At 42.8% G+C, this 26,680-nt stretch carries 20 protein-coding genes; 9 read left to right on the top strand and 11 right to left on the bottom strand.

Features of this window, described 5'->3' with window-relative positions; all coding sequences use genetic code 11:
• Positions 1-1,199 precede the first annotated feature (1,199 nt).
• Positions 1,200-3,452: a phosphoribosylformylglycinamidine synthase subunit PurL gene (purL, locus tag GWR21_RS23745; protein WP_162334122.1), complete on the bottom strand. Its 2,253-nt coding sequence runs from the start codon at positions 3,450-3,452 to the stop codon at positions 1,200-1,202.
• 362 nt (positions 3,453-3,814) lie between these two features.
• On the opposite strand from purL, the gene GWR21_RS23740 reads away from it, so the two are divergent.
• On the top strand, positions 3,815-6,013 hold the full coding sequence (locus GWR21_RS23740; RefSeq protein ID WP_162334121.1) for a glutamine synthetase III family protein: 2,199 nt from the start codon (positions 3,815-3,817) through the stop codon (positions 6,011-6,013).
• Positions 6,014-6,188: 175 nt separating this feature from the next.
• Entirely contained in the window at positions 6,189-7,004 is an 816-nt protein-coding gene (locus tag GWR21_RS23735) for a hypothetical protein (protein WP_162334120.1), read from the top strand.
• Positions 7,005-7,078: 74 nt separating this feature from the next.
• On the opposite strand, the gene accC is transcribed toward GWR21_RS23735, so the two are convergent.
• The 3 genes from accC to efp form a co-directional block, all read right to left on the bottom strand.
• On the bottom strand, positions 7,079-8,416 hold the full coding sequence (gene accC, locus GWR21_RS23730; protein WP_162334119.1) for an acetyl-CoA carboxylase biotin carboxylase subunit: 1,338 nt from the start codon (positions 8,414-8,416) through the stop codon (positions 7,079-7,081).
• Between the two features lie 110 nt (positions 8,417-8,526).
• Positions 8,527-9,006, bottom strand: a complete 480-nt coding sequence (accB, locus tag GWR21_RS23725) for an acetyl-CoA carboxylase biotin carboxyl carrier protein (protein ID WP_162334118.1) — start codon at positions 9,004-9,006, stop codon at positions 8,527-8,529.
• 54 nt (positions 9,007-9,060) lie between these two features.
• Positions 9,061-9,627, bottom strand: a complete 567-nt coding sequence (gene efp / locus GWR21_RS23720) for an elongation factor P (RefSeq protein ID WP_162334117.1) — start codon at positions 9,625-9,627, stop codon at positions 9,061-9,063.
• A 364-nt stretch (positions 9,628-9,991) separates the two neighbouring features.
• Between efp and GWR21_RS23715 the strand changes: the two genes are divergently transcribed.
• The 3 genes from GWR21_RS23715 (at position 9,992) to GWR21_RS23705 (ending at position 12,239) form a co-directional block, all read left to right on the top strand.
• Complete coding sequence (locus tag GWR21_RS23715; protein WP_162334116.1) at positions 9,992-10,501, top strand: peroxiredoxin family protein; 510 nt, start codon at positions 9,992-9,994, stop codon at positions 10,499-10,501.
• An 82-nt stretch (positions 10,502-10,583) separates the two neighbouring features.
• On the top strand, positions 10,584-11,525 hold the full coding sequence (gene mdh / locus GWR21_RS23710) for a malate dehydrogenase (protein WP_162334115.1): 942 nt from the start codon (positions 10,584-10,586) through the stop codon (positions 11,523-11,525).
• A 252-nt stretch (positions 11,526-11,777) separates the two neighbouring features.
• Complete coding sequence (locus tag GWR21_RS23705) at positions 11,778-12,239, top strand: MarR family winged helix-turn-helix transcriptional regulator (RefSeq protein ID WP_162334114.1); 462 nt, start codon at positions 11,778-11,780, stop codon at positions 12,237-12,239.
• Between the two features lie 55 nt (positions 12,240-12,294).
• On the opposite strand, the gene GWR21_RS23700 is transcribed toward GWR21_RS23705, so the two are convergent.
• The 3 genes from GWR21_RS23700 to GWR21_RS23690 form a co-directional block, all read right to left on the bottom strand.
• Positions 12,295-13,533 carry an MFS transporter gene (locus GWR21_RS23700; RefSeq protein WP_162334113.1) on the bottom strand — a complete coding sequence of 413 codons (1,239 nt, stop codon included), beginning with the start codon at positions 13,531-13,533 and terminating at the stop codon, positions 12,295-12,297.
• A 38-nt stretch (positions 13,534-13,571) separates the two neighbouring features.
• Positions 13,572-14,216 carry a DedA family protein gene (locus GWR21_RS23695; RefSeq protein ID WP_162334112.1) on the bottom strand — a complete coding sequence of 215 codons (645 nt, stop codon included), beginning with the start codon at positions 14,214-14,216 and terminating at the stop codon, positions 13,572-13,574.
• Between the two features lie 131 nt (positions 14,217-14,347).
• A complete protein-coding gene (locus GWR21_RS23690) occupies positions 14,348-15,709 on the bottom strand; it encodes a dicarboxylate/amino acid:cation symporter (RefSeq protein WP_162334111.1) in 1,362 nt (453 codons plus the stop codon).
• A gap of 199 nt (positions 15,710-15,908) precedes the next feature.
• Between GWR21_RS23690 and GWR21_RS23685 the strand changes: the two genes are divergently transcribed.
• Positions 15,909-17,408: an amino acid permease gene (locus GWR21_RS23685; RefSeq protein ID WP_162334110.1), complete on the top strand. Its 1,500-nt coding sequence runs from the start codon at positions 15,909-15,911 to the stop codon at positions 17,406-17,408.
• A gap of 158 nt (positions 17,409-17,566) precedes the next feature.
• Positions 17,567-18,277, top strand: a complete 711-nt coding sequence (locus GWR21_RS23680) for a YebC/PmpR family DNA-binding transcriptional regulator (protein WP_162334109.1) — start codon at positions 17,567-17,569, stop codon at positions 18,275-18,277.
• Positions 18,278-18,360: 83 nt separating this feature from the next.
• Here GWR21_RS23680 and GWR21_RS23675 read toward each other — a convergent pair whose 3' ends face one another.
• The gene (locus tag GWR21_RS23675; protein ID WP_162334108.1) at positions 18,361-19,071 is read right to left on the bottom strand and encodes a response regulator transcription factor; all 711 of its coding nucleotides are present in this window, start codon (positions 19,069-19,071) and stop codon (positions 18,361-18,363) included.
• 421 nt (positions 19,072-19,492) lie between these two features.
• On the bottom strand, positions 19,493-21,892 hold the full coding sequence (locus GWR21_RS23670; protein ID WP_162334107.1) for an alpha-ketoacid dehydrogenase subunit alpha/beta: 2,400 nt from the start codon (positions 21,890-21,892) through the stop codon (positions 19,493-19,495).
• 207 nt (positions 21,893-22,099) lie between these two features.
• Between GWR21_RS23670 and GWR21_RS23665 the strand changes: the two genes are divergently transcribed.
• Complete coding sequence (locus tag GWR21_RS23665) at positions 22,100-22,489, top strand: DUF1573 domain-containing protein (protein WP_162334106.1); 390 nt, start codon at positions 22,100-22,102, stop codon at positions 22,487-22,489.
• Positions 22,490-22,648: 159 nt separating this feature from the next.
• Complete coding sequence (locus tag GWR21_RS23660) at positions 22,649-23,875, top strand: pyridoxal phosphate-dependent aminotransferase (RefSeq protein ID WP_162334105.1); 1,227 nt, start codon at positions 22,649-22,651, stop codon at positions 23,873-23,875.
• Between the two features lie 615 nt (positions 23,876-24,490).
• On the opposite strand, the gene carA is transcribed toward GWR21_RS23660, so the two are convergent.
• A complete protein-coding gene (carA, locus tag GWR21_RS23655) occupies positions 24,491-25,600 on the bottom strand; it encodes a glutamine-hydrolyzing carbamoyl-phosphate synthase small subunit (RefSeq protein WP_162334104.1) in 1,110 nt (369 codons plus the stop codon).
• A gap of 95 nt (positions 25,601-25,695) precedes the next feature.
• Positions 25,696-26,523 carry a hypothetical protein gene (locus GWR21_RS23650; RefSeq protein ID WP_162334103.1) on the bottom strand — a complete coding sequence of 276 codons (828 nt, stop codon included), beginning with the start codon at positions 26,521-26,523 and terminating at the stop codon, positions 25,696-25,698.
• Positions 26,524-26,680: the final 157 nt, after the last annotated feature.

Below are 26,680 nucleotides of genomic sequence, written 5' to 3'. Positions count from 1 at the left end.
CGGCTAATATTGTATTGTCAATCACAACTAAAGGCAGCCCCTATAACACGAGAGACCTCCGGTTATACGCTGCAGTAGTGATGGCAGGAATTTCTTTGTTAGTCTTGAAAAATGAGACCGTGACTATGAATAAGTGTCATAAGACCACTACGGGATACCCGGTATGAAAGACGACATAAACCCTGAAGTAATTCATCATTTGTTCAGACCAGGCATCTTGATTTCTTTGAATTGATAATGATCATTGACTGTATCGTTGTTGAAGGTCTGCTAGGGGGTAATTGTTAGTTCCACTACTCGTTTTAGTGAGGCAGACTGTCACCTACACTCACATTTTGTTCCGTATAATGCACGGTTATGAAGTGAAATATATCGTGTAGACGTAGCAGAAGGTATAGTTGCGGGGAGATTTTCTACTGATTAATTGCCAATTATTAATTTTTAGAGGCTAGTTATACGAATGGCACAACATTTGCGTTTATCTGTAACGTATATAAAAAAGTAAACCCCTCGTTTAGACGAGGGGCTTCACAACAAATCGTTCTTTCTCACTAGGTGTAAGTTTCACTTAGCTTTCATTAGGACATGGCAGAACAATTGGTCTTCATAGTATTAGAAACCCTAAGGTTTCTGGGATAAATAAACTGGCTTTCATAGGCCGGATCCGAAGATCCAGAGATAAATAGTAATTGTTCTGTTTAAATTGGCTTTCATAGGCCGGAATTCTTTTAATCCCGGTAAATTGACTAATTGGCTTTCATAGGATCGGAACCCTTTAGATTCCGTAGGTAAAATGATTCTTTTGCATTTCATAGGTCCGGAACCGTTAATTCCGGGGATAAAAAATTGGCATCGGTATTCATAGGACAGGAACCACTTTCATGATTCCAGGGATAAAATATATTTGGACTTGGTCTTTATTATCAGACCCGGTGTATTCGCATTTCTCTTTATCAAAAGTAGTCTAAGGTCAGGGATATAAATTCACACAAAGGTGTGATTTTGTTAATGAGTTGTTAAAAGGATTTAACCTTACAATAACATCGTTAGCTCTGGAAAAGCCTTATCAGTCGCACATTTTAGGTAGACATATTTGTTATAAGTGTATGACGGACAGTACTAAAATACTAAGAGATACAACATAATACCCATGTGGCATATACGTTGTACCTCTTAAATTCCAATGTATATCTTTTTTACTATAAGTGAGACTCGATTGATATATCATAAGGCTGTTTCCAGCTGGCGACTGTCCCCCAGTCTTCACCATCGATAATGATGTGCTCACCTTTCACGATGCCGATCTTTTCAAACTTCACAGAGTGCTCAGTGGCATCAACGACGGTGTGGAGCACAGCTTCGAATTTCTCTTTGTCTTCTGGTCTGATGGTCACTATTGCGCGGCTCTGGCTTTCACCAAACAGGAACGCATCTTTACGGAAGTTAGGGTTCGTATGGATATCGAAGCCCAAACCAGCTGCCATAGCACTTTCCAGCAGGGTGATAAACAAACCGCCTTCACTCACATCGTGTGCTGACTGGACAATACCGGCTTTATTGAGCTTGGCGATTGTCTGATGTAGACGGTGTTCTTCTTCCAGGTGGAAATGCGGCGCAGGGCTGAATTCGATGCCTATCAGTTTATGGAGGTATTCAGAGCTGCTGATATCATTACGGCTGCGACCCAGCATGTAGATCAGGTGACCTGACTCTTTAAAGTCAAGGGTTATACGATCATTGATATTGTCCAGGAGGCCCAGCATACCGATCGTAGGCGTAGGATATACAGCACCATCGGGAGACTGGTTATAGAAGCTCACGTTACCACCGGTAACTGGTGTATTGAATTTACGGCAGGCTTCCCCCATACCTTTGATCGCATATACGAACTGATAGTATACTTCCGGATCATAAGGGTTACCGAAGTTCAGGCAGTTTGTAATAGCAACAGGTTCACCTCCGCTACACACGATATTACGGGCAGCTTCTGCGACAGCGATCTGACCACCCAGATGCGGATCAGCATATACATAGCGGCTGTTGCAGTCGGTCGTTAATGCCAGAATTTTCTTAGAACCCTTTACCGTTACGATAGCTGCATCACTTGGTGCATTTGTGCTGGCGTTAGCCGTACCTACCATGCTGTCGTACTGGGTATAGATCCAGCGTTTAGATGCGATGTTAGGTAGTTTTACCAGTCGTTCCGCAGCAAAACGGGGATCCAGGGTATCAGGTATTTTATGAATATCGAAGGCCTTTACTTTTTCAAAGTAGGTAGGTTCAGTGTAGGCGCGGTGGTACTGAGGAGCACCTCCACCCAGCACGAGACTATCGGCAGGGATATCTGCTTCCAGATGACCGTGCAGGTAGAACTTCAGGTGTTTATCGGTCGTCACCTCTCCGATCTGTACACAGTGCAGATCCCATTTTTCGAATATGCGCAGTACATCTGCTTCCTTGCCTTTATGTACCACCAGCAGCATTCTTTCCTGGCTTTCACTGAGCAGTATTTCCCAGGCTTTCATGTTTTCCTGACGGGTAGGTACTTTATCCAGGTTGATGGTCATACCGTGTCCTCCTTTGGCGCTCATTTCGGCAGTAGAGCAGGTGATACCAGCAGCACCCATATCCTGCATACCGACCAGTGCGCCTGTAGGAATGATTTCAAGACAGGCTTCCAGCAGTTTCTTTTCCTGGAAAGGGTCGCCTACCTGTACGGAAGGCAGGTCCTCCACACTATCTTCAGTAATATCAGCGCTTGCGAAAGAGGCGCCTCCGATACCGTCTTTACCAGTAGCGGAACCTACGATGAAAACTGGGTTGCCCGCACCGTGCGACGTAGCGGAAACAGTCTGACCAACTTTTACCACACCAACGCTCATGGCATTCACCAGCGGGTTGGTATTATAACAGTCTTCGAAATACGCTTCCCCACCGACGGTTGGCACACCGAAGCTATTACCATAGTGCCCGATACCTCTTACGACACCTCTTACAAGGTGCTGTGTTTTCTTATCATTGATGTTTCCGAAGCGAAGGGAGTTCAACGCTGCGATGGGCCGTGCTCCCATTGTGAAGATGTCGCGATGGATCCCTCCTACCCCAGTGGCAGCGCCCTGGAAGGGCTCAATTGCGGAAGGGTGGTTGTGGGATTCGATCTTGAATACACAGGCATAGCCGTCACCGATATCGACAAGGCCAGCATTTTCTTCTCCTGCCTTTACGAGCAGGCGATCGCCTTCACGGGGGAGGGATTTCAGCCATACAATTGAGTTTTTGTAGCTGCAATGCTCACTCCACATCACGGAAAACATACTTAATTCGGTGAAATTTGGGGCGCGGCCCAGAATGCCTTTTATGCGTTCGAATTCGTCTGCAGTCAGACCAAGTTGTTCGGCAGTTTCGACATTGGTTTGGGAGAACTTATCTGTAGTTTCAACGTTAGTTTGCATGGAACTAAATGTATAAGTGCGATAGATGAAATATAGATACAAACGTACTGGTTTTTCCTTCAACTGACAAAGGTTATTACCAATTTACAGGCTTTTGATACTAAAAGAATTATGCCAGTTTTCTCTCATTAATTAACAGGGTTAATCTGATGTATAAAGTATACAATGATACCATCACGCAGGAGAAACAAATTATATTTTTATAAATATATCAGTTTAAACAGGATGAGGTATTGCTTTTTTAGTCAAAAATTAGAAAAATTATCGTTTTTCTCTAATAAATGTAATTTTTTAGTTAAAATCCACGAATTTCTTGCTTATGTTAACACAAGAGCGTTCTTTTGTGTAAAATTATTTACAGCATGCAATCGTTACGCTTCACCGCACTGGAAAACCTTTCTGGTGTTGATTTAAAAATCAAGCCTGAGCAACTTAACGGTACAAAGATTACCGAGGTGTTCGGCAGCAATGTATTCGCAGGAAAAGTAGTGCGTGAGAATCTGAGTGATGAGGCTTATAAGAGCTTAATGAACTCTATTAAATCCGGCACCAAGATCGATCGTAAGATGTCCGAGCAAATCGCTTCCGGTTTAAAACAATGGGCGATGAAAAAAGGTGTAACTCACTACACCCACTGGTTCCAGCCATTAACCGGTACAACTGCTGAAAAACATGACTCATTCTTCACACTGAAAGGTGATGGTTCTGCCCTGGAAACTTTTGATGGTGATGCCCTGGTACAACAGGAACCAGATGCATCCAGCTTCCCGAATGGTGGTCTGCGTGCGACTTTCGAAGCACGTGGTTACACAGCCTGGGATCCATCCTCTCCTCCTTTTATCCTGGAGCAGGGACAAGGTAAGACACTTTGCATTCCTACTATATTCGTTGCTTACACCGGTGAATCACTGGACTACAAAGCACCTTTGCTGAAAGCACTTTCTGCTATCGATAAAGCGGCTGTAGACGTATGTAACTATTTCGATAAAAATGTAACCAAGGTTACAGCTACCCTGGGTTGGGAACAGGAATACTTCCTGGTAGACGAAAGTCTGGCTAATGCCCGTCCTGACCTGGTAATGTGTGGCCGCACTGTAGTTGGTCATGCTCCTTCCAAAGGTCAGCAGCTGGAAGACCACTACTTCGGTTCTATTCCTGAGCGTGCATATGCATTCATGCGCGATTTCGAAGTAGAATCCTATAAACTGGGTATTCCTTTAAGAACACGTCACAATGAGGTGGCTCCTTCCCAGTTCGAGTGTGCACCAATCTTCGAAGAAGTGAACATCGCAGTTGACCACAACTCCCTGCTGATGGACGTGATGACCAAAGTGGCAAAACGTCATAAACTGAGAGTATTACTGCACGAGAAACCATTCGCAGGTGTGAACGGTTCAGGTAAACACAACAACTGGAGCCTTGCTACAGATACTGGTGTAAACCTGCTGGCTCCGGGTAAAACGCCGAAGACCAACCTGATGTTCCTGACCTTCTTTGTAAATACGATCAAAGCGGTTCATGATTATGCTGACCTGATGAGAGCTTCCATTGCTTCCCCAAGCAATGACTTCCGTCTGGGTGCGAACGAAGCGCCTCCGGCTATCATCTCTGTGTTCTCAGGTAAATACCTGTACGATGTGCTGCAGGAAGTTAAAACCCGTGTGAGCAACAAATTTGACGAGCAGGACGAAGCGATCCTGAAACTGGACCTGCACCGTCATATTCCAGAGCTGATGCTGGACAACACTGACCGTAACCGTACTTCTCCTTTTGCCTTCACTGGTAACAAGTTTGAATTCCGCGCGGTAGGTTCTTCTGCAAACTGTGCTTCTGCGATGACAGTAATGAATACTATCATGGCAAAAACACTGGCAAACTTCAAGATAGAAGTAGATGCGCTGATCGACAAAGGCGAGAAAAAAGAGATTGCTATTATGCAAACTCTTCGGAAATATATTGTAGATTCGGAGAAAATTTTATTTGAAGGTGACGGTTATAGCGAAGAATGGGAGAAAGAAGCTGAAAAGAGAGGTCTTCCTAACGTAAAAACCACTCCTAAAGCACTGGATGCTTACGTTACCGAAAAATCAACTAAACTGTTCACTGAAGTAGGCATTTACAACGAGAAAGAATTACATGCACGTCATGAGATCCTGCTCGAGGACTATGTGAAGAAAGTACAGATCGAAGCCCGTGTGATCGGTGATCTGGCTACAAACACGATCCTGCCTTCTGCCATTACCTACCTCAACAGCCTGATTACCAACATCAATGGTCTGAAAGGTATTGGTCTCGGTGACAGCGCCGTTAAAGCGCAAACACAGATCGCCTCTAAAATAGCTGAACATATTAATGTCATCAGTGAGAATGTACAGGCTATGATCGAAGCGCGTAAAGTAGCTAATAAAGTTACTGACAGCCGACAGAAAGCTATAGATTATTGTGATAAAATTAAGCCGTACTTTGACATTATCCGTTATCACGCGGATAAACTGGAGTTCCTTGTAGATGACAAACAATGGGCACTGCCTAAGTACAGAGAGCTGCTTTTCTTGCGATAAAACCGTAAGATTGTTTTGGTGTATGATTAGCCCCGGGTATTTACCCGGGGCTTTGTGCTTTTATAACTATTGCTTACCTTCAATCTGCTGTTAATCCGATACCCCTCCTGTACTGTCTTAAGCAATCTGCTCCGTTTTCAGAGACACATTTTTAATTACCCCTAAAAACTCCCCAATGAGAACAAGTCTCAATGCTACTATGCATGCGATGGTCGCAGCTGCCACCTTATGCTTACTAGCCTCCTGCGGCAAAACAGATATCACGCCCGGCTGTGGCGCTCCCTTTTGCCAGATACAGACACTTGAAGGAAATGATGAATGGTCGGGACATGTGGTTAACATGCTTACCTACAACAGTACCGGTAATCCGATATTGCGCACCCGCTCAGATGTAGCGACCGGCAACGAAAATGAAACTTACAGATATGATCAGCAACAACGACTGACGGATCAGATCCTGCATTATGAGGATGGCAGTTATGGTACTACTTTCCGGGAATGGCACCGGTATAAATATCATAATAATGAAGATCGTCCGTACCTGGACAGTATGTATAACAATGGTATCATAGGGGATCATCCCGTTCCGGTTCCATTTGTCCCTCAATTACGGATCCTCATTTATTTTGAATATAATAATGCCGGTCAGCTAGTAGAGGAGAATGCATTTTTTGAGTATGGCGAACGTTGGTATAAGAAACAATATATCTACAATAGCGTCAGGAACCTCACAAGACTAATTGAGGCCTATGGGGGCGGATCTCCTGATACGATTTATTATGGACCGTACGATAACAAGGTCAATTTCCTGCGTACTAATAAGGTATGGCAGTTATTGACGCGCAACTATAGCGAGAATAATACACACACTGCTGTGACTTATAATAAATATGGTCTGCCATTACAGTTCCCCGATAATACTAAGGGTCGGACTGTCTCCTTCCTGGATCATCATCTAAATAATATGAGGATCACTTATAAATGCAAATAGTAGAGTAGCAGATTGCTTTACAACAGAAAAGCCGGCCTGTCTGAGACAAGCCGGCTTTCTTATATCGCACCAGATTAAACCAGTTTGAAAGTTTCTGTGAATTTGGTCGTAAAGTTACCCTTACGGAAGTTTTCATCACGCATCAGCTGCTGATGGAACGGAATAGTGGTTTTAACACCTTCTATTACAAATTCGCTCAACGCACGCTCCATTGTGTTAATAGCTTCCTCACGTGTCTGTGCAATAGTGATCAGTTTAGCCACCATTGAATCGTAGTACGGAGGAATTACATAACCGGCATAGATGTGGGAATCCACACGTACACCATGGCCACCTGGAATATGCAGGGTAGTGATCTTACCTGGAGATGGACGGAAATCATTGTACGGATCTTCAGCGTTGATACGACATTCGATTACGTGCATTTCCGGTGTGTAGTTCTTACCTGAGATAGGAATGCCAGCAGCGATCTTGATCTGTTCCTTGATCAGGTCGAAGTTGATAACCTCTTCAGTAACACCGTGTTCTACCTGGATACGGGTATTCATTTCCATGAAGTAGAAGTTACGGTGTTTATCAACCAGGAACTCAATGGTACCAACACTTTCGTAATTGATAGCAGAAGCAGCTTTGATAGCGGCTTCGCCCATCTTCTCACGCAGTTCCGGCGTCATGAAAGGAGAAGGAGATTCTTCAACCAGTTTCTGGTGACGGCGCTGGATAGAGCAGTCACGCTCACTGAGGTGACATACTTTACCATATTGGTCACCTGCAACCTGGATTTCAATGTGGCGAGGCTCTTCCACGAATTTCTCCATGTAGATACCATCGTTATTGAAAGCGGCACGGGCTTCATTTTTAGCCATGTTGTATGCGTTCTCCAGCTCTTCGTCTTTCCAAACCACACGCATACCTTTACCACCACCACCAGCAGTTGCTTTCAGGATGATAGGCAGGCCCATTTCTTTAGACAGCGTCTTCGCTTCTTCGAGACTTTGTAATAAACCACCGGAACCTGGAATGACAGGTACACCTGCAGCGATCATCGTCTCTTTTGCGGTCATCTTATCACCCATTTTACGGATCATTTCCGGAGTAGGGCCGATGAATTTAATACCGTGCTCGCCACAGATCTCCGCAAAACGTGCGTTTTCTGCAAGGAAGCCATAACCTGGATGGATCGCATCAGCATTAGTGATTTCTGCTGCTGCCATCAGGTGAGGTATATTCAGATAGGATTCGCTGCTCTGTGGTTTACCAATACACACCGCTTCATCTGCAAACTTTACGTGCAGACTATCTTTATCTGCGGTAGAGTAAACAGCCACCGTTTTGATGCCCATTTCCTTACAGGTGCGAATGATACGCAAGGCGATCTCTCCACGGTTGGCAATCAATATTTTCTTAAACATGTTTTTTCAATAGGTTAAAGAAAAGTAATAAACCTAAAAGGTTGGAAAACTATGAGGCAGGCAAGTTCCCTTTTCCTTCTCATAATATTCCAACCTTTTAAAGAATTAAATTATGGTTCTACCAAAAACAAAGGCTGATCGTATTCCACAGGGGAAGCATCGTCTACCAGTACCTTTACTATTTTACCGCTCACTTCACTTTCGATCTCGTTGAACAGTTTCATTGCTTCAATGATACAAACCACTTTACCAGAAGTAACATCATCGCCAACATTTACGAAAGATGGTTTGTCTGGACCAGGGCTACGATAGAAAGTACCGATCATTGGAGATTTGATGGTTACCAGGTTATCAGCTTTTGCTTCTGCTTTAGGAGCTTCTGCAGCAGCTGCCGGAGCAGCCTGGGTGGCAGGAGCAGCCTGTGGGATTGGCTGATAAACCGGAGCCGCTACTGCGGGAACAGTATAAACTGGCTGTTCGTTATCTTTTTGCTTTATTGTAATCTTAAACTTGTCCTGCTCTATGCTCAGTTCGCTGATATTGGACTTATTGACCATTTTTACCAGCTCCTGAATCTGTTTAAAATCCATGTAGACAGTTTTTGGTTTAGAAATGCTTGTAAGTAGATAATATATGGACTAAAACTATTCTTTTACTCTTTCAACGTATTCACCGTTTTTGGTGTTTACTCTGATCAGTTCACCTTCGTTTACGAACAGCGGAACGTTGACAGTAGCACCAGTTTCAACGGTCGCTGGTTTCAGCGTACGGGTAGCGGTATCACCTTTCAGGCCTGGCTCGGAGTAAGTAACTTTTACAACGATCTTGTCAGGCAGCTCTACGCTCATTGGCTGATCGGTTTCGGTGTTGATAGAAACACCCACTTCCTGACCTTCTTTCAGGAATTGTGGTGCATCGATCATGTTTTCAGGCAGCGCGATCTGCTCGAAAGTTTCGTTATCCATGAAATTGTAGCCACTGTCATCCTGGTATAAAAACTGGAATGCTTTCTTCTCAACACGCACAGGGAATATCGTGTCGCCTGAGTTCCAGGTATGTTCAATAGACCTGCTATTGTCAACACCTTTCAGTTTAGCCCATACTTTAGCAGCAGCACGGGCTGTTTTGTTCTGACCAAACTCTACAACAGAATATAAACTGTTATCCAGCTTAATAATTAATCCTGTTCTGATATCTGCAGTGGTAGCCATAAAAGGATACTTAATTTATAATGTTAAAAATACGTTAGGACTGCAAAAGTAACTCATTCTAGCAAAATCCCACATGGAACTGATTGCTTCCTAATTTGTTTTAGTGTTATATGAGACCCTTCCCCTACCTATTATTTTTTTTAGGAATGCAAACATAGTGTAAGGAAGGGTAATCTAGTAATTTTTTTATAAAAAAATCGAAAGTAAGTCCCTTGCCGCCCCTAGACGGCATTCTGTACCCCTTGTTTAAGTAGAAAATCTACCCAAATTAAAGATTATGAGTGGCTTCGCTTTGATTTGGGCATTGCAAAATTTGATACCTTTAGTCTGATACAAAACTCAAGCGTACAAAATTAGACTAAACATGAAGCGTTTTCTGACCATTTTATGCTGCTGTCTGCCTTTTCTTCTGCAGGCACAATCAAAAACAGCAGTCGGACCAACAGACCAGCCAGCTTATCTACAGTTTCCAACGGTTCCAAATTACAAAGTTACATTACCTGATGGACGCATTGTTAATACAAAAGATAATCTGAAAAAGAACGAAAACGCGATAGTCTTCGTTTTTAGTGTAGATTGTGATCACTGTAAACACCTGACACAGGAAGTACTCCAGAACATTGACAAGTTTAAGAAAACAAAGATTCTGATGCTAACTCCTTTTCAGCCGGAACAGATGAAAGCATATTATAATGAATATAACATCAAAAATTACCCAAATATTGTAATGGCCAGTGAGCCAACCCGCCAGATCATGTATTTCTATAACCTCCATTACTTCCCGGGACTTTTCATTTACGATAAAAAACAAAAATTCGTGAAGGGCTATGAAGGCACGGTAAAACTGGAAGAAATACTGTCACATCTTAATTAATGCATTGCGGGCCTGTTTCAGTGACCATGGGTTACATTTGTTTTATCCTCATATTCTTCACCTCTTAAATTTTATACAAACGATGAAAGTTACTGTCGTAGGAGCTGGTAATGTAGGCGCAACCTGTGCTAATGTGCTGGCCCACAGAGATTTCTTGCAGGAAGTTGTGTTATTGGATATTAAGGAAGGTACAGCAGAAGGAAAAGCGTTGGATACCTGGCAACAGGCCCCGATTGATTATTACAGCACCAAAGTGACCGGCGTCACGAATGACTATCAGAAAACTGCCGGCAGCGACGTCGTTGTTATTACTTCAGGTTTGCCCCGTAAACCAGGGATGAGCAGAGATGACCTGATCTCTACCAATGCCAATATTGTAAAGTCAGTTACTGAAAATATCAGCAAACATTCTCCGGACGCGATCATCATTGTGGTGAGTAATCCATTGGATGTAATGACATATTGCGCCTACCTGACTGCCGGCAAAGACAGCAACAAGGTATTTGGCATGGCAGGTATTCTTGACACGGCCCGCTATCGTGCATTCCTGGCAGAGGAGATCGGCTGCTCGCCTAAAGATATCCAGGCCATCCTGATGGGTGGTCATGGAGATACAATGGTGCCACTTCCGCGTTATACGACCGTATCTGGTATACCGGTCACAGAACTTATTGCTTCCGACAAGCTGGAGGCTATTATTCAACGCACCAAAGTAGGCGGGGGAGAGATCGTAAACCTGCTGGGCACTTCTGCATGGTACGCCCCTGGCGCCGCTGCCGCTCAGATGGTAGAAGCTATTCTCAAAGATGAAAAGAGAATATTCCCTTGTTGTGCATGGCTGACTGGTGAATATGGCCTGAAGGACATTTATCTGGGTGTTCCGGTTGTATTGGGCAAAAACGGTATTGAAAAGATCCTCGAACTACAGCTGAACGACAGCGAAAAAACATTGCTGGAAAACTCCGCCACACACGTAAAAGAAGTAATGGATGTACTGGACAATATGAAGACAGTCGCCCAGTAATATATTTATCCTAATATAAAAGGCTGACTAGTAGCCAAAAATGATACGGCTATCAGTCAGCCTTTACTATGCCCTTTTGAGTATATACCCTCTCTTTCCTCTACGCTACAGCTGTAACCCGGAATAAATACTTTCTGGTGACTAAAAAGTTTTATTACATTCGTTTCAACGGCTATTATACAAAACCTGCTGTTTTGTTTGCCAAATGCATGATTGATTATTCGTATTTTTAACCCGACTACATTCTCACTTATGTCAAACATAGAAAAACTGATCTCGCAGAAAAATTTTACCAGCGAGTATAATAAAGGGTTAATTGGTCTCATCTTCGTCGGCAACTGGATCGTGTCACGTCATCAACAATTCTTTAAGAAGTTTGACATCACCATGCAGCAATATAATATTCTGCGCATTCTGCGTGGTCAGCATCCGAAGGCGGCCAATATCAATACTTTAAAAGAAAGGATGCTGGACAGAATGAGTGATGTTTCCCGCCTTGTTGAGCGGTTACGCAAAGCCGGATTAATAGAAAGAAAAAGCAGTGAAGTGGACCGCCGGGCGGTTGATGTGCAGATCACAGAGAAAGGCCTGGCACTGTTGGCAGTGATGGACGAAGAGCTTCCAGATTTGGAAGATTCTCTGAAATTATCACTTACAGAAGACGAGGCTCTACAGCTAAATCTACTACTGGATAAGATATTGACACGCTATTAACAGCTGTGTATTTTCGGCCTGAATGAGTAATAATACTCATTCAGGCCGATTTTTTTTATAGTTTTTCGACATAATTCAGGTCTTTCCCAAATGTCTCTTCTACCGTATAGGATGCAATTATTGCTACCACTATACATATTATGCCCACTACAGCCCCACTTTGCAGGTAACTTAAATAATGCTGAAGACCCGAAAAAAGCATAGTAATTAACGGTAACATTCCTCTTGCAAAGTTTGGTACTGTGATAGCAACCGTTGCACGCAGATTAGTGCCAAAGCTTTCGGCAGCGATTGTCACAAAGATTGCCCAGAAACCAACACTAAATCCAAGTATTGTACAGACAGTGTAGAAAAACCATTTCTCAGCACCATAAAGATTCAGGTAAAGCGCCACACATAATGCGGTTAGCAGCAGGAAAATCATCATTACCTTTCTGCGGCTTTTTAATATCTGACTGAGAAAACCGCTGGTAAAGTCACCCAAGACCAGTCCAGCATAGCAAAATGCGACTGCATCACCAGGGTTAATGGGTGATCTTACGCCCATTTCAACCGCAAACTTATTGGAAAATGCGACCAGTATTCCCACAACAAACCAGGTTGGAGTACCTAGCAATACACACTTGAGGTATCTGAGGAATCGTTCTTTATTATTAAATAAGGCAAGAAACTCTCCTCTTCCAGCTGTGCCCTTTTCCGCCGTTTGGTTAAACATATGTGACTCAGCCACACTAATCCGGAGAAATAACAGTAACAACCCCAGTCCACCCCCAATAAAGTAACAGTAGCGCCAGTCCGGCACCAGTTTGGCTATCAGATTGGCAGCCACCGCTCCGGATACACCAACAGTAGCAACAATCATGGTACCCCATCCCCTTTTTTCTTTAGGAAGGATCTCTGCTACCAAGGTAATACCTGCCCCCAGCTCTCCTGCTAATCCAAGTCCGGCCACAAAGCGCCAGAACAGGTAGCCGTTGGTCCCTGTCACAAAACCGTTTGCAATGTTAGCAACAGAATAGATCAGAATAGAACCGAACAGTACTTTCAGCCGACCTTTCTTGTCACCTATGATCCCCCAGAAAATGCCGCCTGCCAATAATCCCAGCATCTGAACATTTATCAGTAACATGCCTACCCCTGAATCTATTTCATTCTGAGGCACGCCAAGGTCCTTCAAACTAGGCACCCGGACGATTGTAAACAATAAAAGATCATAGATATCCACGAAATACCCCAATGAGGCTACTAATACAGCGACATTGAAAATCGTTGAGGTGCTTTTACCCGGTTTCATAACAGTGAAATCATTATTTATACATTCACATCAATGTGTCAGGATGTGGATGGTTTTCTTTTTCCAAAGAATAATTTAATCAGGACAGGTAATGTAGTAATAACTATTAATATAATAACGATAAGCTCCAGATGTTCTTTTAAGGTCGGGAAGGCTTTATCGAGATAGTGCCCTGCCAGCATCATAGAGAATACCCAGCAGAAAGAGCTGACAATATTAAAGAACATGAAACGTTTCCTCTCCATCTGTACCACACCCGCTATGATTGGAGCGAACGTACGGATAATAGGCAGGAAGCGGGCCAGGAAGATAGCGCCACCGCCATATTTCTCATAAAAATCTCTTGCCTGATAGAGATGTTTCTGTTTAAAGAAGAAGGTATCTTTCTTATTAAAAAGTAAAGGACCTGATTTTCGTCCAAACCAAAAACCTACATAGTTTCCTAATACTCCGGCAAGTGCGATCATCACCATGATCACAACAAAAGGGATATTATAAAAGCTTTTGCTCAATGCTTCTACATATATACCGGCTATAAACAGCAGGGAATCTCCAGGAAGAAAGAAGCCTACAAAGAGTCCGGTTTCAGCAAAAATGATCAGTAATAATAAATATAATCCTCCATGATCAATGATCCACTGGGGGTTAATAAGGTGCTTGAATAACTCTATAAACTGGTCCATATGTTCTTTATAATCTCAAAATCAGGTACTAATATAGGTGCTTCTACTGCCTCTCCGTCGCATACGATATATATTTCAGCATCGTACACAGCAGATTATGGCAAAATAAGCATAAAACTGTTACAGATTTGTTATACTTCCTTTAACTGTGCTTCCGGTACAGGGGTCAGTGAATTTTCCCATTTTGAAACCACCGCAGTAGCCATTGCATTGCCAATTACATTGGTAGCGGAGCGTCCCATATCTAACAGGTGGTCTACTCCAAGCAACAGTAATAAACCGGCTTCCGGAATATCAAACATAGACAAGGTACCGGCGATTACAACGAGTGAAGCTCTAGGCACTCCCGCGATCCCTTTACTGGTGATCATCAGGACAAGTAGCATAGAGATCTGTTGTTCAATACCAAGATGCATATTATAAGCCTGGGCAATAAACAAACTGGCGAAGGTCATATACATCATGGAGCCATCCAAATTAAAAGAATACCCTAATGGCAACACGAAACTTACGATACGTTTGTCACAACCGAACTTTTCCAGTTCCTCCATCGTGCGTGGATAGGCAGCCTCACTACTTGCGGTACTGAATGCGAGCAAAAGTGGATCTTTAACAAGTCCCAGTAGTGTGAATACCCTTGATCCTAAGACAATAAATCCGGCCAGAGCGAGTACGATCCATAAAGCAGCCAGACCAACATAGAACTGTCCGATGAATTTGCCATAGGTCAGGAGTATGCCTAGTCCTTTCTGGGAGATAATGGCCGCCATAGCACCGAATACAGCAAACGGAGCGAAGTTCATTACGTAGCCGGTCACTTTGAGCATGATGTGTGCTACGCTGTCCATGAACTTAACTACGACATCACCAGCACTACCAATAGCGGCGGTGGCCACCCCAAAAAATAATGCGAAAACCACGATCTGTAATATTTCGTTATGTGCCATAGCGCTTACAACGCTGTCAGGGAATACGTGCTGAAAGAATCCTTTCAGGGTCATACTGGCTGCGGTAACCCCACTACTGGCGTGAGAATCGGGCAATGGCAGGTTCAGGGAGTGACCTGGCTGCATAATATTAACAAGTATAAGTCCGAGGAACAGGGAAATGAAAGTAGCTGAAATAAACCATAACATAGTTTTTCCGCCTATACGACCTACCGCCTTAATATCCCCCAGTTTAGCCACACCCACTACCAATGTGGAAAACACCAGTGGAGCGATGATCATTTTTACAAGTCGTAAAAATATATCCGTGAGAATCGAAATATTATCGGCGAATTTCTGAATTGTTGCATCCCCTGTCTTTCCTCTACCTGTATTCAGTCCGGCGATATATCCGGTCAGTCCGCCATGGGTACTGTTATCGGTTATCATCTGCTGAGTGCCACCACCATATGTTTCGGAGTAGCTCACGTTCACAATGTATCCTGTCAGGATACCCAATACCATGGCTATGAATATAAATAAGGTAAGCCGATTGGATTTCTTCATTCCTTGCCTTTTAATTACAATTAATATTTATGCTAAACGCTAAAATTCCCCAAAAATAAGGTTAGTACTGTAAAGTTGGAGGTTCATTTATAAAATAAAAGCTGAGCGTTTGATTTTTGATATTTATATTTGACGATCTGTAATAAAACGAAACAACAAACTAAACCACTTAAACGTCAACCACAATATCTCAATTAGTATGGGCAAACTTTTTGTAAAAAAGCCAATCTCCCTGTTATTAGCTGAAGCATCCGAATCTGAAAAAGGTCTTAAACGTACGTTAGGTGCAGGATCACTTATAGCTCTGGGTATAGGCGCTATTATCGGTGCCGGGCTTTTTGTAAGAACAGCGGCCGCTGCGGGACAACATGCGGGTCCGGCTGTTACGATCTCTTTCATTATTGCTGCTGTAGGTTGTGCCCTGGCAGGTCTTTGTTATGCTGAGTTTGCCTCAATGATCCCTATTGCCGGAAGTGCTTACACCTATTCTTATGCTACTATGGGTGAATTTGTAGCCTGGATCATCGGGTGGGACCTGGTACTGGAATATGCACTTGGTGCAGCAACAGTAGCTATCGGCTGGTCACAGTATCTGAATAAACTACTTGGTTCGGTCTTCGGGTTTACGATACCCTATCAGTGGTCACACAGTCCGTTTGAAACTTCTGATGCAGGCGTTCACGGTATCATGAACTTACCTGCGGTATTCATATTATTGCTGCTGACGCTGTTGCTGATCCGTGGCATTGAGGGTTCTGCTATTGTTAATAACATCATTGTTATTACAAAAGTGGCAATCGTTATTTTACTGATCATCTTAGGATGGCAGTTCATCAATCCGGCAAACCATACGCCATTCACTATCCCCGCTGATGCTGGTTCTGTTACCATGCACAATGGTAAAGTGATCAACTACAGTGACTTCTGGTTCCATGGATGGCCAGGGGTATTGAGAGGTGCAGGCGTGGTATTCTTTGCATTCATTGGCTTTGATGCAGTATCTACCGCTGCGCAGGAGACCAAAAATCCTAAGAGGAACATGCCAATTGGTATACTAGCGTCACTGGCTATATGTACGATATTATATATCCTGTTCTCTTTTGTACTGACAGGTATTGCTCCTTATAAAGACTTCCTGAGAGAGGGTGGTGAGGCATCTGTGGCCTATGCGATCGATACCTATATGCATGGCTATCAGTGGCTATCTACATTTGTTACTATTGCGATCCTTGCGGGTTTCTCCTCTGTGATCCTGGTAATGTTGTTAGGCCAGACAAGAGTATTCTACTCTATGTCCAACGATGGTCTGGTTCCAAAAGTATTCTCAAATCTGCATCCTAAATTCCGTACTCCGTACAGATCTCAGATGCTGTTCTTTGTATTCGTATCTCTGTTCGCAGCTTTTGTTCCTGACAGCGTAGTGGGTGATATGACCAGCATTGGTACCCTGTTTGCGTTTGTACTGGTTTGCCTTGGTGTGATCGTAATGAGAAAAACTAATCCTGACTTACCACGTGCTTTCAAAACACCTGCGGTGCCGTTCATTCCGGTACTGGGAGCTCTCTTCTGTCTGACCATGATCGTCAGCCTGGGTGTTGAGAACTGGGCTCGTCTGATTGTATGGTTGCTGCTTGGTTTCGCTATCTATTTTGGATACAGTGTTAAGCACAGCAAAGCCAGAAAACTTGATCAGAAATAATTTAGTATCATAATACAGATCTCAGGGTCGGAAAATCAGGGCTAAAACAGCATATGATTTTCCGGCCTTGTTGTTTGAAGACTGTCGAAACGCTTATTATTACTATAAAAGTGACTATTTTTGCATCTCGATTTTCTTAAAAATTAATTATACCCACTATGGGAAGAATATTTGAAGTAAGAAAGGCCACCATGTTCGCCAGATGGGACAGAATGGCCAAACAGTTTACCAGGATAGGCAAGGAAATAGCAATAGCAGTGAAGCAAGGTGGCCCTGATCCTGACAATAACCCCGCACTCCGCAGATGTATTGCGAACGCTAAAGGTGTCAATATGCCTAAAGACCGTGTAGAAGCGGCTATCAAAAGGGCAATGGGCAAAGACAAGACTGATTATGAAGAAGTTGTATATGAAGGCTATGCTCCGCATGGTGTAGCTGTCATGGTTGAAACTGCTACAGATAACACTACCCGTACAGTTGCAAATGTGCGTATGCACTTTAATAAAATGGACGGCAGCCTAGGAAACAGTGGTTCCGTTGGTTTCCTGTTCAACCGTACTGGTGTATTCAAGATCAAAAACGAAGGCCAGAACCTGGAAGAACTGGAGCTGGAGCTGATTGATGCCGGTCTGGAAGAAATTGGTGAAGATAGTGAAGGTAATATCGTATTGCACGTTGCTTTCACAGAGTTTGGGAATATGTCAAAAGCACTCGAAGAAAAGAATATAGATCCTATCAGTGCAGAGTTACAGCGTATTCCTACCACAACTGTTGAACTGAATGAAGAGCAGGCTAAAGAAGTGTTAGCACTGATCGATCGCCTGGAACAGGATGATGACGTACAGCAGGTTTTCCACAACCTCCGTTAATTTCTGACGAAAAATTATAAAAATGAAGGCCCCGTCAATTGACGGGGCCTTCATTTTTATAATCAGTTGACCAGAGACGAATGTTAAAGAACACGGCAAACTTCGCTTTCGATAACAAGGCGTAATCCCTTGCCATGAATGGTTTCCAGTTTAATCGTATTATCTAGTTTGAAATGTTTTCGGATGCGAGTCAGGTAAACATCCATACTACGCCCCGTAAAGAAGTCATCATTACCCCAGACACTTAACAAAATGCCCTCACGTTTTAAGCGCTTATTGGGATTATCACAGAGAAATTTCAGCAGTTCGGCTTCCTTTGGAGGAAGATTAATTGCCTGGGAGGTAGGAGGATGATAAATTTTAAATTCGCTGTAATTGAATATAAGTGAGCCAAGTCTGAATATGATCTGCTTATCATTTTGCAGAAGGCGACTCCTTTTCATAAATACATCCATACGGCAAAGTAATTCTTCCATATTGAAAGGCTTTACCAGATAATCATCGCCACCACATTCAAAGCCATTAAGCTTATCCTGCTCCATATACCTTGAGGTAGTGAATATAATAGGTATATTTTCATTTCGATCCCTAATCTCCCGGGCCAGCGCAAATCCATCCATTCCCGGCATGACTACATCCAGCAGACATATATCAAATGGCCGTTCCTGAAAAGTATTCCAGCCCTCCTCTCCATCGGAGCAATGCACTACCAGGTAACCGGCTTTTTCAAGATGGCTTTTGATAACTTTAGCAAAAAAATGATCGTCTTCTACTAACAGAACTCCTGCTTTCATAACTCGATTTGGGTTGATGGTTAATTTAGAAGTCATTCCTGACAAAAAATGTTACAAAATGACGATTTATTAACTCTTAACGTGGACTAAATGTTTATCCAATTTAGTTTTATTCTCTTAAATTATGGCGGCACAACGTTCAATATCTACTATTCATTTCGTTCATTCGCAACCTAACGAAAAATAAGCATGTCTAAGATATTAATTATCATCCATAACAGGAAATAACATTTCATTAATCATGACCGCAACAATGGAGACTGCTGTATGTCGGATAACTATTCAACTATTCCTTAATGCCTTTACTATAAAAGTATTTTTTAATGTCTGTAACATCCCGTTAACATCATCATAAACCTATACCCTAGGCTACAAATTAAAAACGCAAGGCTTTAGCCTTGCGTTCTCTTTATTTCATGTATTATTCTTCCACTATTTCTATCACTGTCCGCATCACATCTTCGACATTTGGCTTAGAGAAATAATCTCCGTCAGAACCATAAGCCGGACGGTGCGCCTGTGCACTAAGAGTTCTAGGCGCGGCATCTAACCATTTATATCCGCCCTGCAGTTCCATTACCTGCTGGAACATATACGCAGTACCACCACCTGGCACATCCTCATCCACAAACAAGATACGGTTGGTCTTTTTCAGAGATTCCAGGATCTTATGATTAATATCAAATGGTAATAAGGTCTGTACGTCTACCACTTCGCAGGATATACCAAGTTTCTCAAGTGACTGACTTGCCTCTTCTATTATACGCAACGTTGAACCATATGAAACGATGGTAATATCAGTACCCTCACGAACCACCTCAGGTGTGCCAAGCGGAACAGTGAAACTACCCAGGTTTTGCGGCAATTTCTCTTTCAGACGGTACCCATTCAGCGATTCGATCACAAGTGCCGGCTCATTAGCGGCCAATAGAGTATTGTACATACCAGCAGCCTGTACCATGTTGCGCGGAACACATACATTCATACCTCTTAAGGATCCCAGGATCATGCTCATTGGAGAACCGGAATGCCAGATCCCCTCGAGACGATGACCTCTCGTACGTACTATAATTGGACAGTATTGAATACCCTTCGTACGATATTGCAAACTGGCTACATCATCACTAAGTGGCTGAAGACCGTAAATCAGATAATCGAGGTATTGTATTTCGGCTATCGGACGAAGTCCACGCAGCGCCATACCTATACCCTGCCCCATGATCGTTAGCTCACGAATACCTGTATCAAATATTCTTTCCGCCCCATGTTTCTGCTGCAATCCGGCAAATCCCTGATTCACATCTCCGATTTTACCCACATCTTCTCCAAATGCGAACACCTTCGGATTATTTTCAATCAATTGATCAAAGTATTTATTCAATACTTCAAAACCGTTTATACTAACAGCATCTTCGGCATATACAGCAGGAATTACCGGAACATTCGATACTGAGTTAACACCTTCCGCATGCAGGAGTGAATTATAATTGCTTTTTTCGTAAGCCAGCAGATTCTCGTAATATTCCTTCAATGCAACCATGGCCGGTGCTTTCACCCGCCTGTGTGCAAATAGTATTGTGGCGGCCGTTTTTAGAATATCTCTTCTCAGTGGCTCCCGGTTAGTTCTGAGTTGCTGCAGTAAGTCAGTCACCAGCGTACTTTTAACATCTGGCAGCCCTACTACCGCTTCGCCATGGCTGAGCATCTGTTGTACCTGCTGACGGATAGGATTGATGTATTTCTCCCATGCATTTTTACGTGCATCCTGGGCCACCGTTTTGGCTTCAGCTTCTATCGCCAGCAATGTAGACTCATCAGCTAGTGCATTTTCAAGGATCCACTGCCTCATCTGGTGATTACAGTCGAACTCTTTCTCCCACGCCAGACGCTCTTTACTTTTATAGCGCTCATGCGATCCGCTGGTTGAATGCCCTTGCGGCTGAGTCATTTCTTCAACATGGAATAACGCAGGTATATGCGTCTCCCTCATTTTCCGGATACCGGCCTCAAAGGTTTCACACATTGCTGCATAATCCCAGCCCTTGACTGTATAGATATCAAATCCGTTAGAATCTTCCGTTTTACGGAATCCTTCCAATGCGGCACTAATTGAATCTTTAGTAGTCTGATGCTTACGCTGTACAGAAATACCATAACCATCATCCCATACAAAAACGGCCAATGGTACCTGTAGCACACCAGCAGCGTTCATAGTCTCCCAGAAATGCCCTTCTGATGTAGATGCATCACCAATAGTAGCGAAACAGACTTCGTTACCGTTGTTAGACAGTTTTGAGAACTCTTTCAGCACTTCTACGTCTCTGAATAACTTAGACGCGAAAGCAAGTCCCAATGCACGCGGCATCTGCGCGGCTGTTGGTGACATATCGGTAGCGGTGTTCTTAATACTTGTAAGGTCTAACCAATTACCATCCTTTCCAAGATTTGGTGTGGCAAAATGGGAATTCATCTGACGGCCTCCTGAAAATGGCTCGTTGGCCAGATCAGGATCGGCATACATCTGTGAAAAGAATTGTTCTGGCGTGGCAATACCAGTGGCAAACGCGAAGGTCTGATCACGATAATAACCTGAGCGAAAATCTCCAGGCTGGAAATATTTGGCCATGGCAATTTGTGCCACTTCCTTACCATCTCCGAAAATACCGAACTTGGCCTTACCGGTAAGTACTTCCTTACGGGCCAGCAGACTAACTTCCCTGCTTTCGCAAGCCAGGCGGTAATCATCCAGTACTTCCTTCCGAAATTCATTGAATGACAACCGGCTTTCCGTATTCATAGTCAGTTCATTGTTTTCTATCATGCCTCTTTGTTAAAGTACAAAAGTAAGTTTTATTATAGTTAATTATACAGTTGCGAAACGTCTGAAAATGTAATGCGTAAAATAATTTGATTTTTTTTAATAAGATTTTAATAAATTCTTCGCTTAGACATTATTTTTGGCTGTAAATTTGTTAGTAAGTAAACGATGATCTTTTTTTTAACCAGTCGTTTTAAAACCACATTATACATGAAAAAATTCATCTTATCCCTATTTGCGAGCATGCTGTTAACTACAGCGCTCTGGGCACAGACACAGACCGGAAACCCTGTTGATGCTAAAGTAAAATTCAAACAGGAAACTATCGATTTCGGCAAAACCAAACTGAACAAACCAGTTTCAGTTGATTTCGAATTCACTAACACTACCAAAGAGCCGGTAATTATCGAAACTGCTCGTGCAAGTTGTGGTTGTACCACTCCTACCTGGACTAAAGAACCAGTTCTGCCAGGTAAAAAAGGTAAAATTACTGCCAGCTACAGTGCAAACAGCATGGGTGCGCAGAACAAAACTGTTTGGGTAAGGTTAAAAGGTATCGATCAGGACAAAGAACTGCATCTGACTGGTACAGTAGAATAATTGAGAATACAGACTACCTTATAAAACGTAAAGAACGCCTTACAGAATCACTGTAAGGCGTTCTTTATTAAAATGAGTTTCTGCCACGTTACCCGTTAACTTATCCATATATCCCCTCATTATCCACTAACTTTGTATACTCAAAAATCAAAACAATTTATGCCTACCATTAGTAAGAGAGGCGAGCTGATGCCACCTTCTCCTATCAGGAAGCTGGTTCCTTATGCAGAAAACGCTAAGAAAAACGGGACCAAAGTATATCATCTCAATATCGGCCAACCAGATATTGAAACACCAAAACCAGTACTGGATGCGGTTAGGCATTCAGATTTCAAAGTACTTGAATACAGTCACAGTGCAGGTAATGAAAGCTATCGTCGTAAGCTGGTTACCTATTATGAAAGATTCGGTATCAACCTGACACCTCAGCAGATAATCGTCACCACTGGTGGCTCTGAAGCAATTCTCTTTGCCTTTATGGCCTGCCTGGATGCAGGAGATGAAGTATTGGTGCCAGAGCCATTTTATGCTAACTATAACGGCTTTGCTATTGAAGCAGGCATCAATGTACGCACCATTACGGCGAGCATCGAAAACGGCTTCGCATTGCCAGCCATGGAGGCTTTTGAAAAAGCGATCACGCCCCGCACCAAAGCAATCATGATCTGTAATCCAAATAACCCTACTGGTTATTTATATAGCAAAGAAGAACTTTCAGTATTAACAGAACTATGTCTGCGCCATAACCTCTACCTTTTCTCTGACGAAGCCTATCGTGAGTTTTGCTACACTGGTGAACATTTTTCTGCAATGAACCTGGATGGCCTGGAGGACAACGTTATCCTGATGGATACGATCTCCAAGCGTTACAGCGCCTGTGGCGGAAGAATCGGAGCGTTGGTAACTAAAAACCAGACAGTACTGGATGCAGTGATGAAGTTTGCCCAAGCCCGCCTCAGCCCGCCTTCCTTTGCACAGATAGCAGGAGAAGCAGCTGTGGACCTCCCACTGGATTATTTTGACGAAATAAAAGCAGAATATCAAAGCCGTCGTGATGTGCTGGTAAGTATGCTGAATGATATACCAGGTGTTTTCTGTCCTAATCCTGGTGGCGCATTTTATGCCATTGCCAGACTGCCAATTGATAATGCCGATAGATTCTGTCAGTGGCTGCTGGAATCTTTCTCCTATGAGCAGCAAACAGTCATGCTTTCTCCTGCTACGGGATTCTATGCTACAAAGGGATTAGGTACAAATGAAGTAAGGTTGGCCTATGTACTGAATAAGGAAGATATTAGAAAAGCGATGATCTGCCTTGGCAAGGCACTGGAAAGTTATCCTGGTCGTATTGAGATAAAAGAAGGAGCTTCGGTTGCTGAGAACTAGAAACCCCCACAATACATTAAATATAATTCTATATAATAGCATTATATAGACTAGAAAAAAAAAAGGGCCAAAAAGGCCCTTTTTTTACATTATTAAAAATTATATGTAGTATATTTTTAAACAAAGTCCAATTTTATTCCGTTAAATATTTTTTACTTCAATATTCTTCGTATATTTGAATTGCAAAAGGCACACTAAACGAGTGAACTGAGGTAGTAGGCAAAGTAGACGATACTGGTTTAGCATAAATTTAACCTTAAGAATTTCAGGAAGCGTTTTAGAATGCTGAACTTTGATTCAGAATTCTGAGAGAGGAGGTTGAGAATAACACGGAAGTATGATTTATCAAAATTCTGTAAAAAAGTTGGAAAGAAACTAAAACGTTTTAGCTAAATACCGTATTTTTGTATCAGTTTTTCATAACGTGGAATTTATAAAGGCAAACGGCTCCGATCACGGAGCCGTATTTTTTTGCTCTATTTCCTGAAAATAAATTGATAATCAATACATTATAAGAAGACTAACAGAGCAAGCGTTCTCTGAGACATAATATCACCAAACAAAAGAGGCGATCCTTCCTAAGGATCGCCTCTTTTGTTCTTTATCGTGCAAAACTTACATGTTCGCTTTAATCATGTTGAAGAAGTCATCGAACAAATAACGGCTATCGTATGGACCAGGAGTAGACTCCGGGTGGTATTGTACTGAAAATGCCGGTTTGTTTTTAATACGGATACCCTCGATAGAAGCATCATTTAGGTTCACGTGCGTAACTTCTACTGTCTCGCTGGCTGCAATTGCCTTCGGATCTACTGCAAATCCATGGTTCTGGGTAGTAATCTCACAACGGCCAGTCGCCAGGTTCTTCACCGGATGGTTCAGACCGCGATGGCCATGGTGCATTTTATATGTAGGAATGTCATTGGCAAGAGCCAGCAACTGATGTCCCAGACATATACCGAACATAGGTTTGTTTGCGTTCAGGATCTGCTTAACAGTATCAACAGCATATTTCAATGGAGCCGGGTCACCGGGTCCGTTGGAGACAAAATATGCGTGTGGTTTGAATTTCTCGCACTCTTCAAAAGGAGTATCTGTGGGGAATACCTGCAGATAAGCGCCTTTTTCGGAAAGGCATTTCAGCATGTTACGCTTAACGCCATTGTCCAATACCGCAATACGGATTTCAGCATCCGGATTTCCCACGTTATACGCTTCTTTAGTAGATACTTCGGCACATAATGCAAGGCCTTCCATAGAAGGAACCTGTTTCAGTTTACCTTTCAGTTGCTCTACATCCAGTATTTCTGAAGAGATAATACAGTTCATTGCTCCTTTACTGCGGATATGAGCTACAAGCGCTCTGGTATCCACATCATGAATAGCAACCAGATTATTCTCATCCAGGAACTTCTCCAGGGAACCGTCAGCCATCTGACGAGAATAGTTGTAAGAAATGTTCTTACATATCAATCCACTGATCTTAACGCTGTCGCTTTCTACGTCGTCTTTTTTAACGCCATAGTTACCCACGTAACAGTTGTTCATGATCAGTACCTGCCCTTTATATGAAGGATCCGTAAATACTTCCTGGTATCCTGTCATTCCAGTGTTAAAACACAATTCACCGGCGGCGGTGCCTATTTTACCAAAAGCTTTTCCGTGATATACCGTTCCGTCATCTAATAACAGTACGGCCGGCTGGATCGATCTAGTCTGAGGCATGCTTATTTTTTCGTTTTAAAAAATCGTGCAAAGTTATTGAATAAATGGTTAACAATTAAGATTTCCACCCGATTAATTGTTAATCTTCTACTCATTTATTTGACATGAATCGATTTTATAATACGATTAGCTGCTGCCTGTGCCGTTGTATCGTCCTCCCGGTAACGGATTACCACTTCCCACCGGTGCTGTCCACTCACCATTAGCAGATTAGAAAAAGCCAGACGGATACCGCTTTTATAATTAAATGTACCTTCCTGTAAGAGCGCAGGCATTCCATTCTGCGTTAAAGTATCTGTATCGTATTTCAGATCAGAGATTTCCCTATTCTTTTTCATTTCAGCTGCAGATGCGGCACCTGCGACCTCGAGATCATTGGAAACATTTGGGCGGTAGCTATACATATTTACCTCTACCTGCATGCCTTCCTCTACCCTGTTCTTATAACTTTTCGCATATTCTACGAACTGAGCTATTTCCGGCATTAGCGGCTTGTCGTTGACACCCAAATGCATGGGTGTACTTATCTCTATAGTCTGCCTGCCAATTCTCACCGTCTCCCAGGACGAATACAACCACGCTTTATTGATCTTTGGGTATATGATATTGAATACAACCCGTTTACCTATATAACCACCTGCAACGGCTGCTAATCCGATCACCAGTATGATCGTGATGATAACCCCACGTCTGCCGGCCCAGGCGAGATATTTCTGTTGCAACAGACCGATATGGTTGGTTCTCGGTTTTTTAGGTTTTACTCCTATTTCCTGTTGGTATTGTTCGAAGCTCCTTTCGGGATTTTTAAGCTTCCATTCAGCGTAGGTAACGGGCAATTTTTTGCCGCATTCGGCGCAAAAGGTGAGAAACTCCGATTTCAGTTCGTTGTAATGCCCACAACTTTTACATTTCAGGTAAGTCATAAGATATAGAGGCGTTTATGACGGATCCTCCCGTCTGATTGTCATTCAAAATACGATATTACAAAAAAAAGTAATTAATACGTATCAGCTTACACAGAATCCTGATTATGGGCAAAAAAAATCCCGGAGTAACCTCCGGGACCTTTTTATGAATTGA

It is taken from the genome of Chitinophaga agri, assembly GCF_010093065.1.
GTDB classification, from domain to species: Bacteria; Bacteroidota; Bacteroidia; order Chitinophagales; family Chitinophagaceae; genus Chitinophaga; species Chitinophaga agri.
This window is presented reverse-complemented; position numbering and strand designations above follow the sequence as displayed.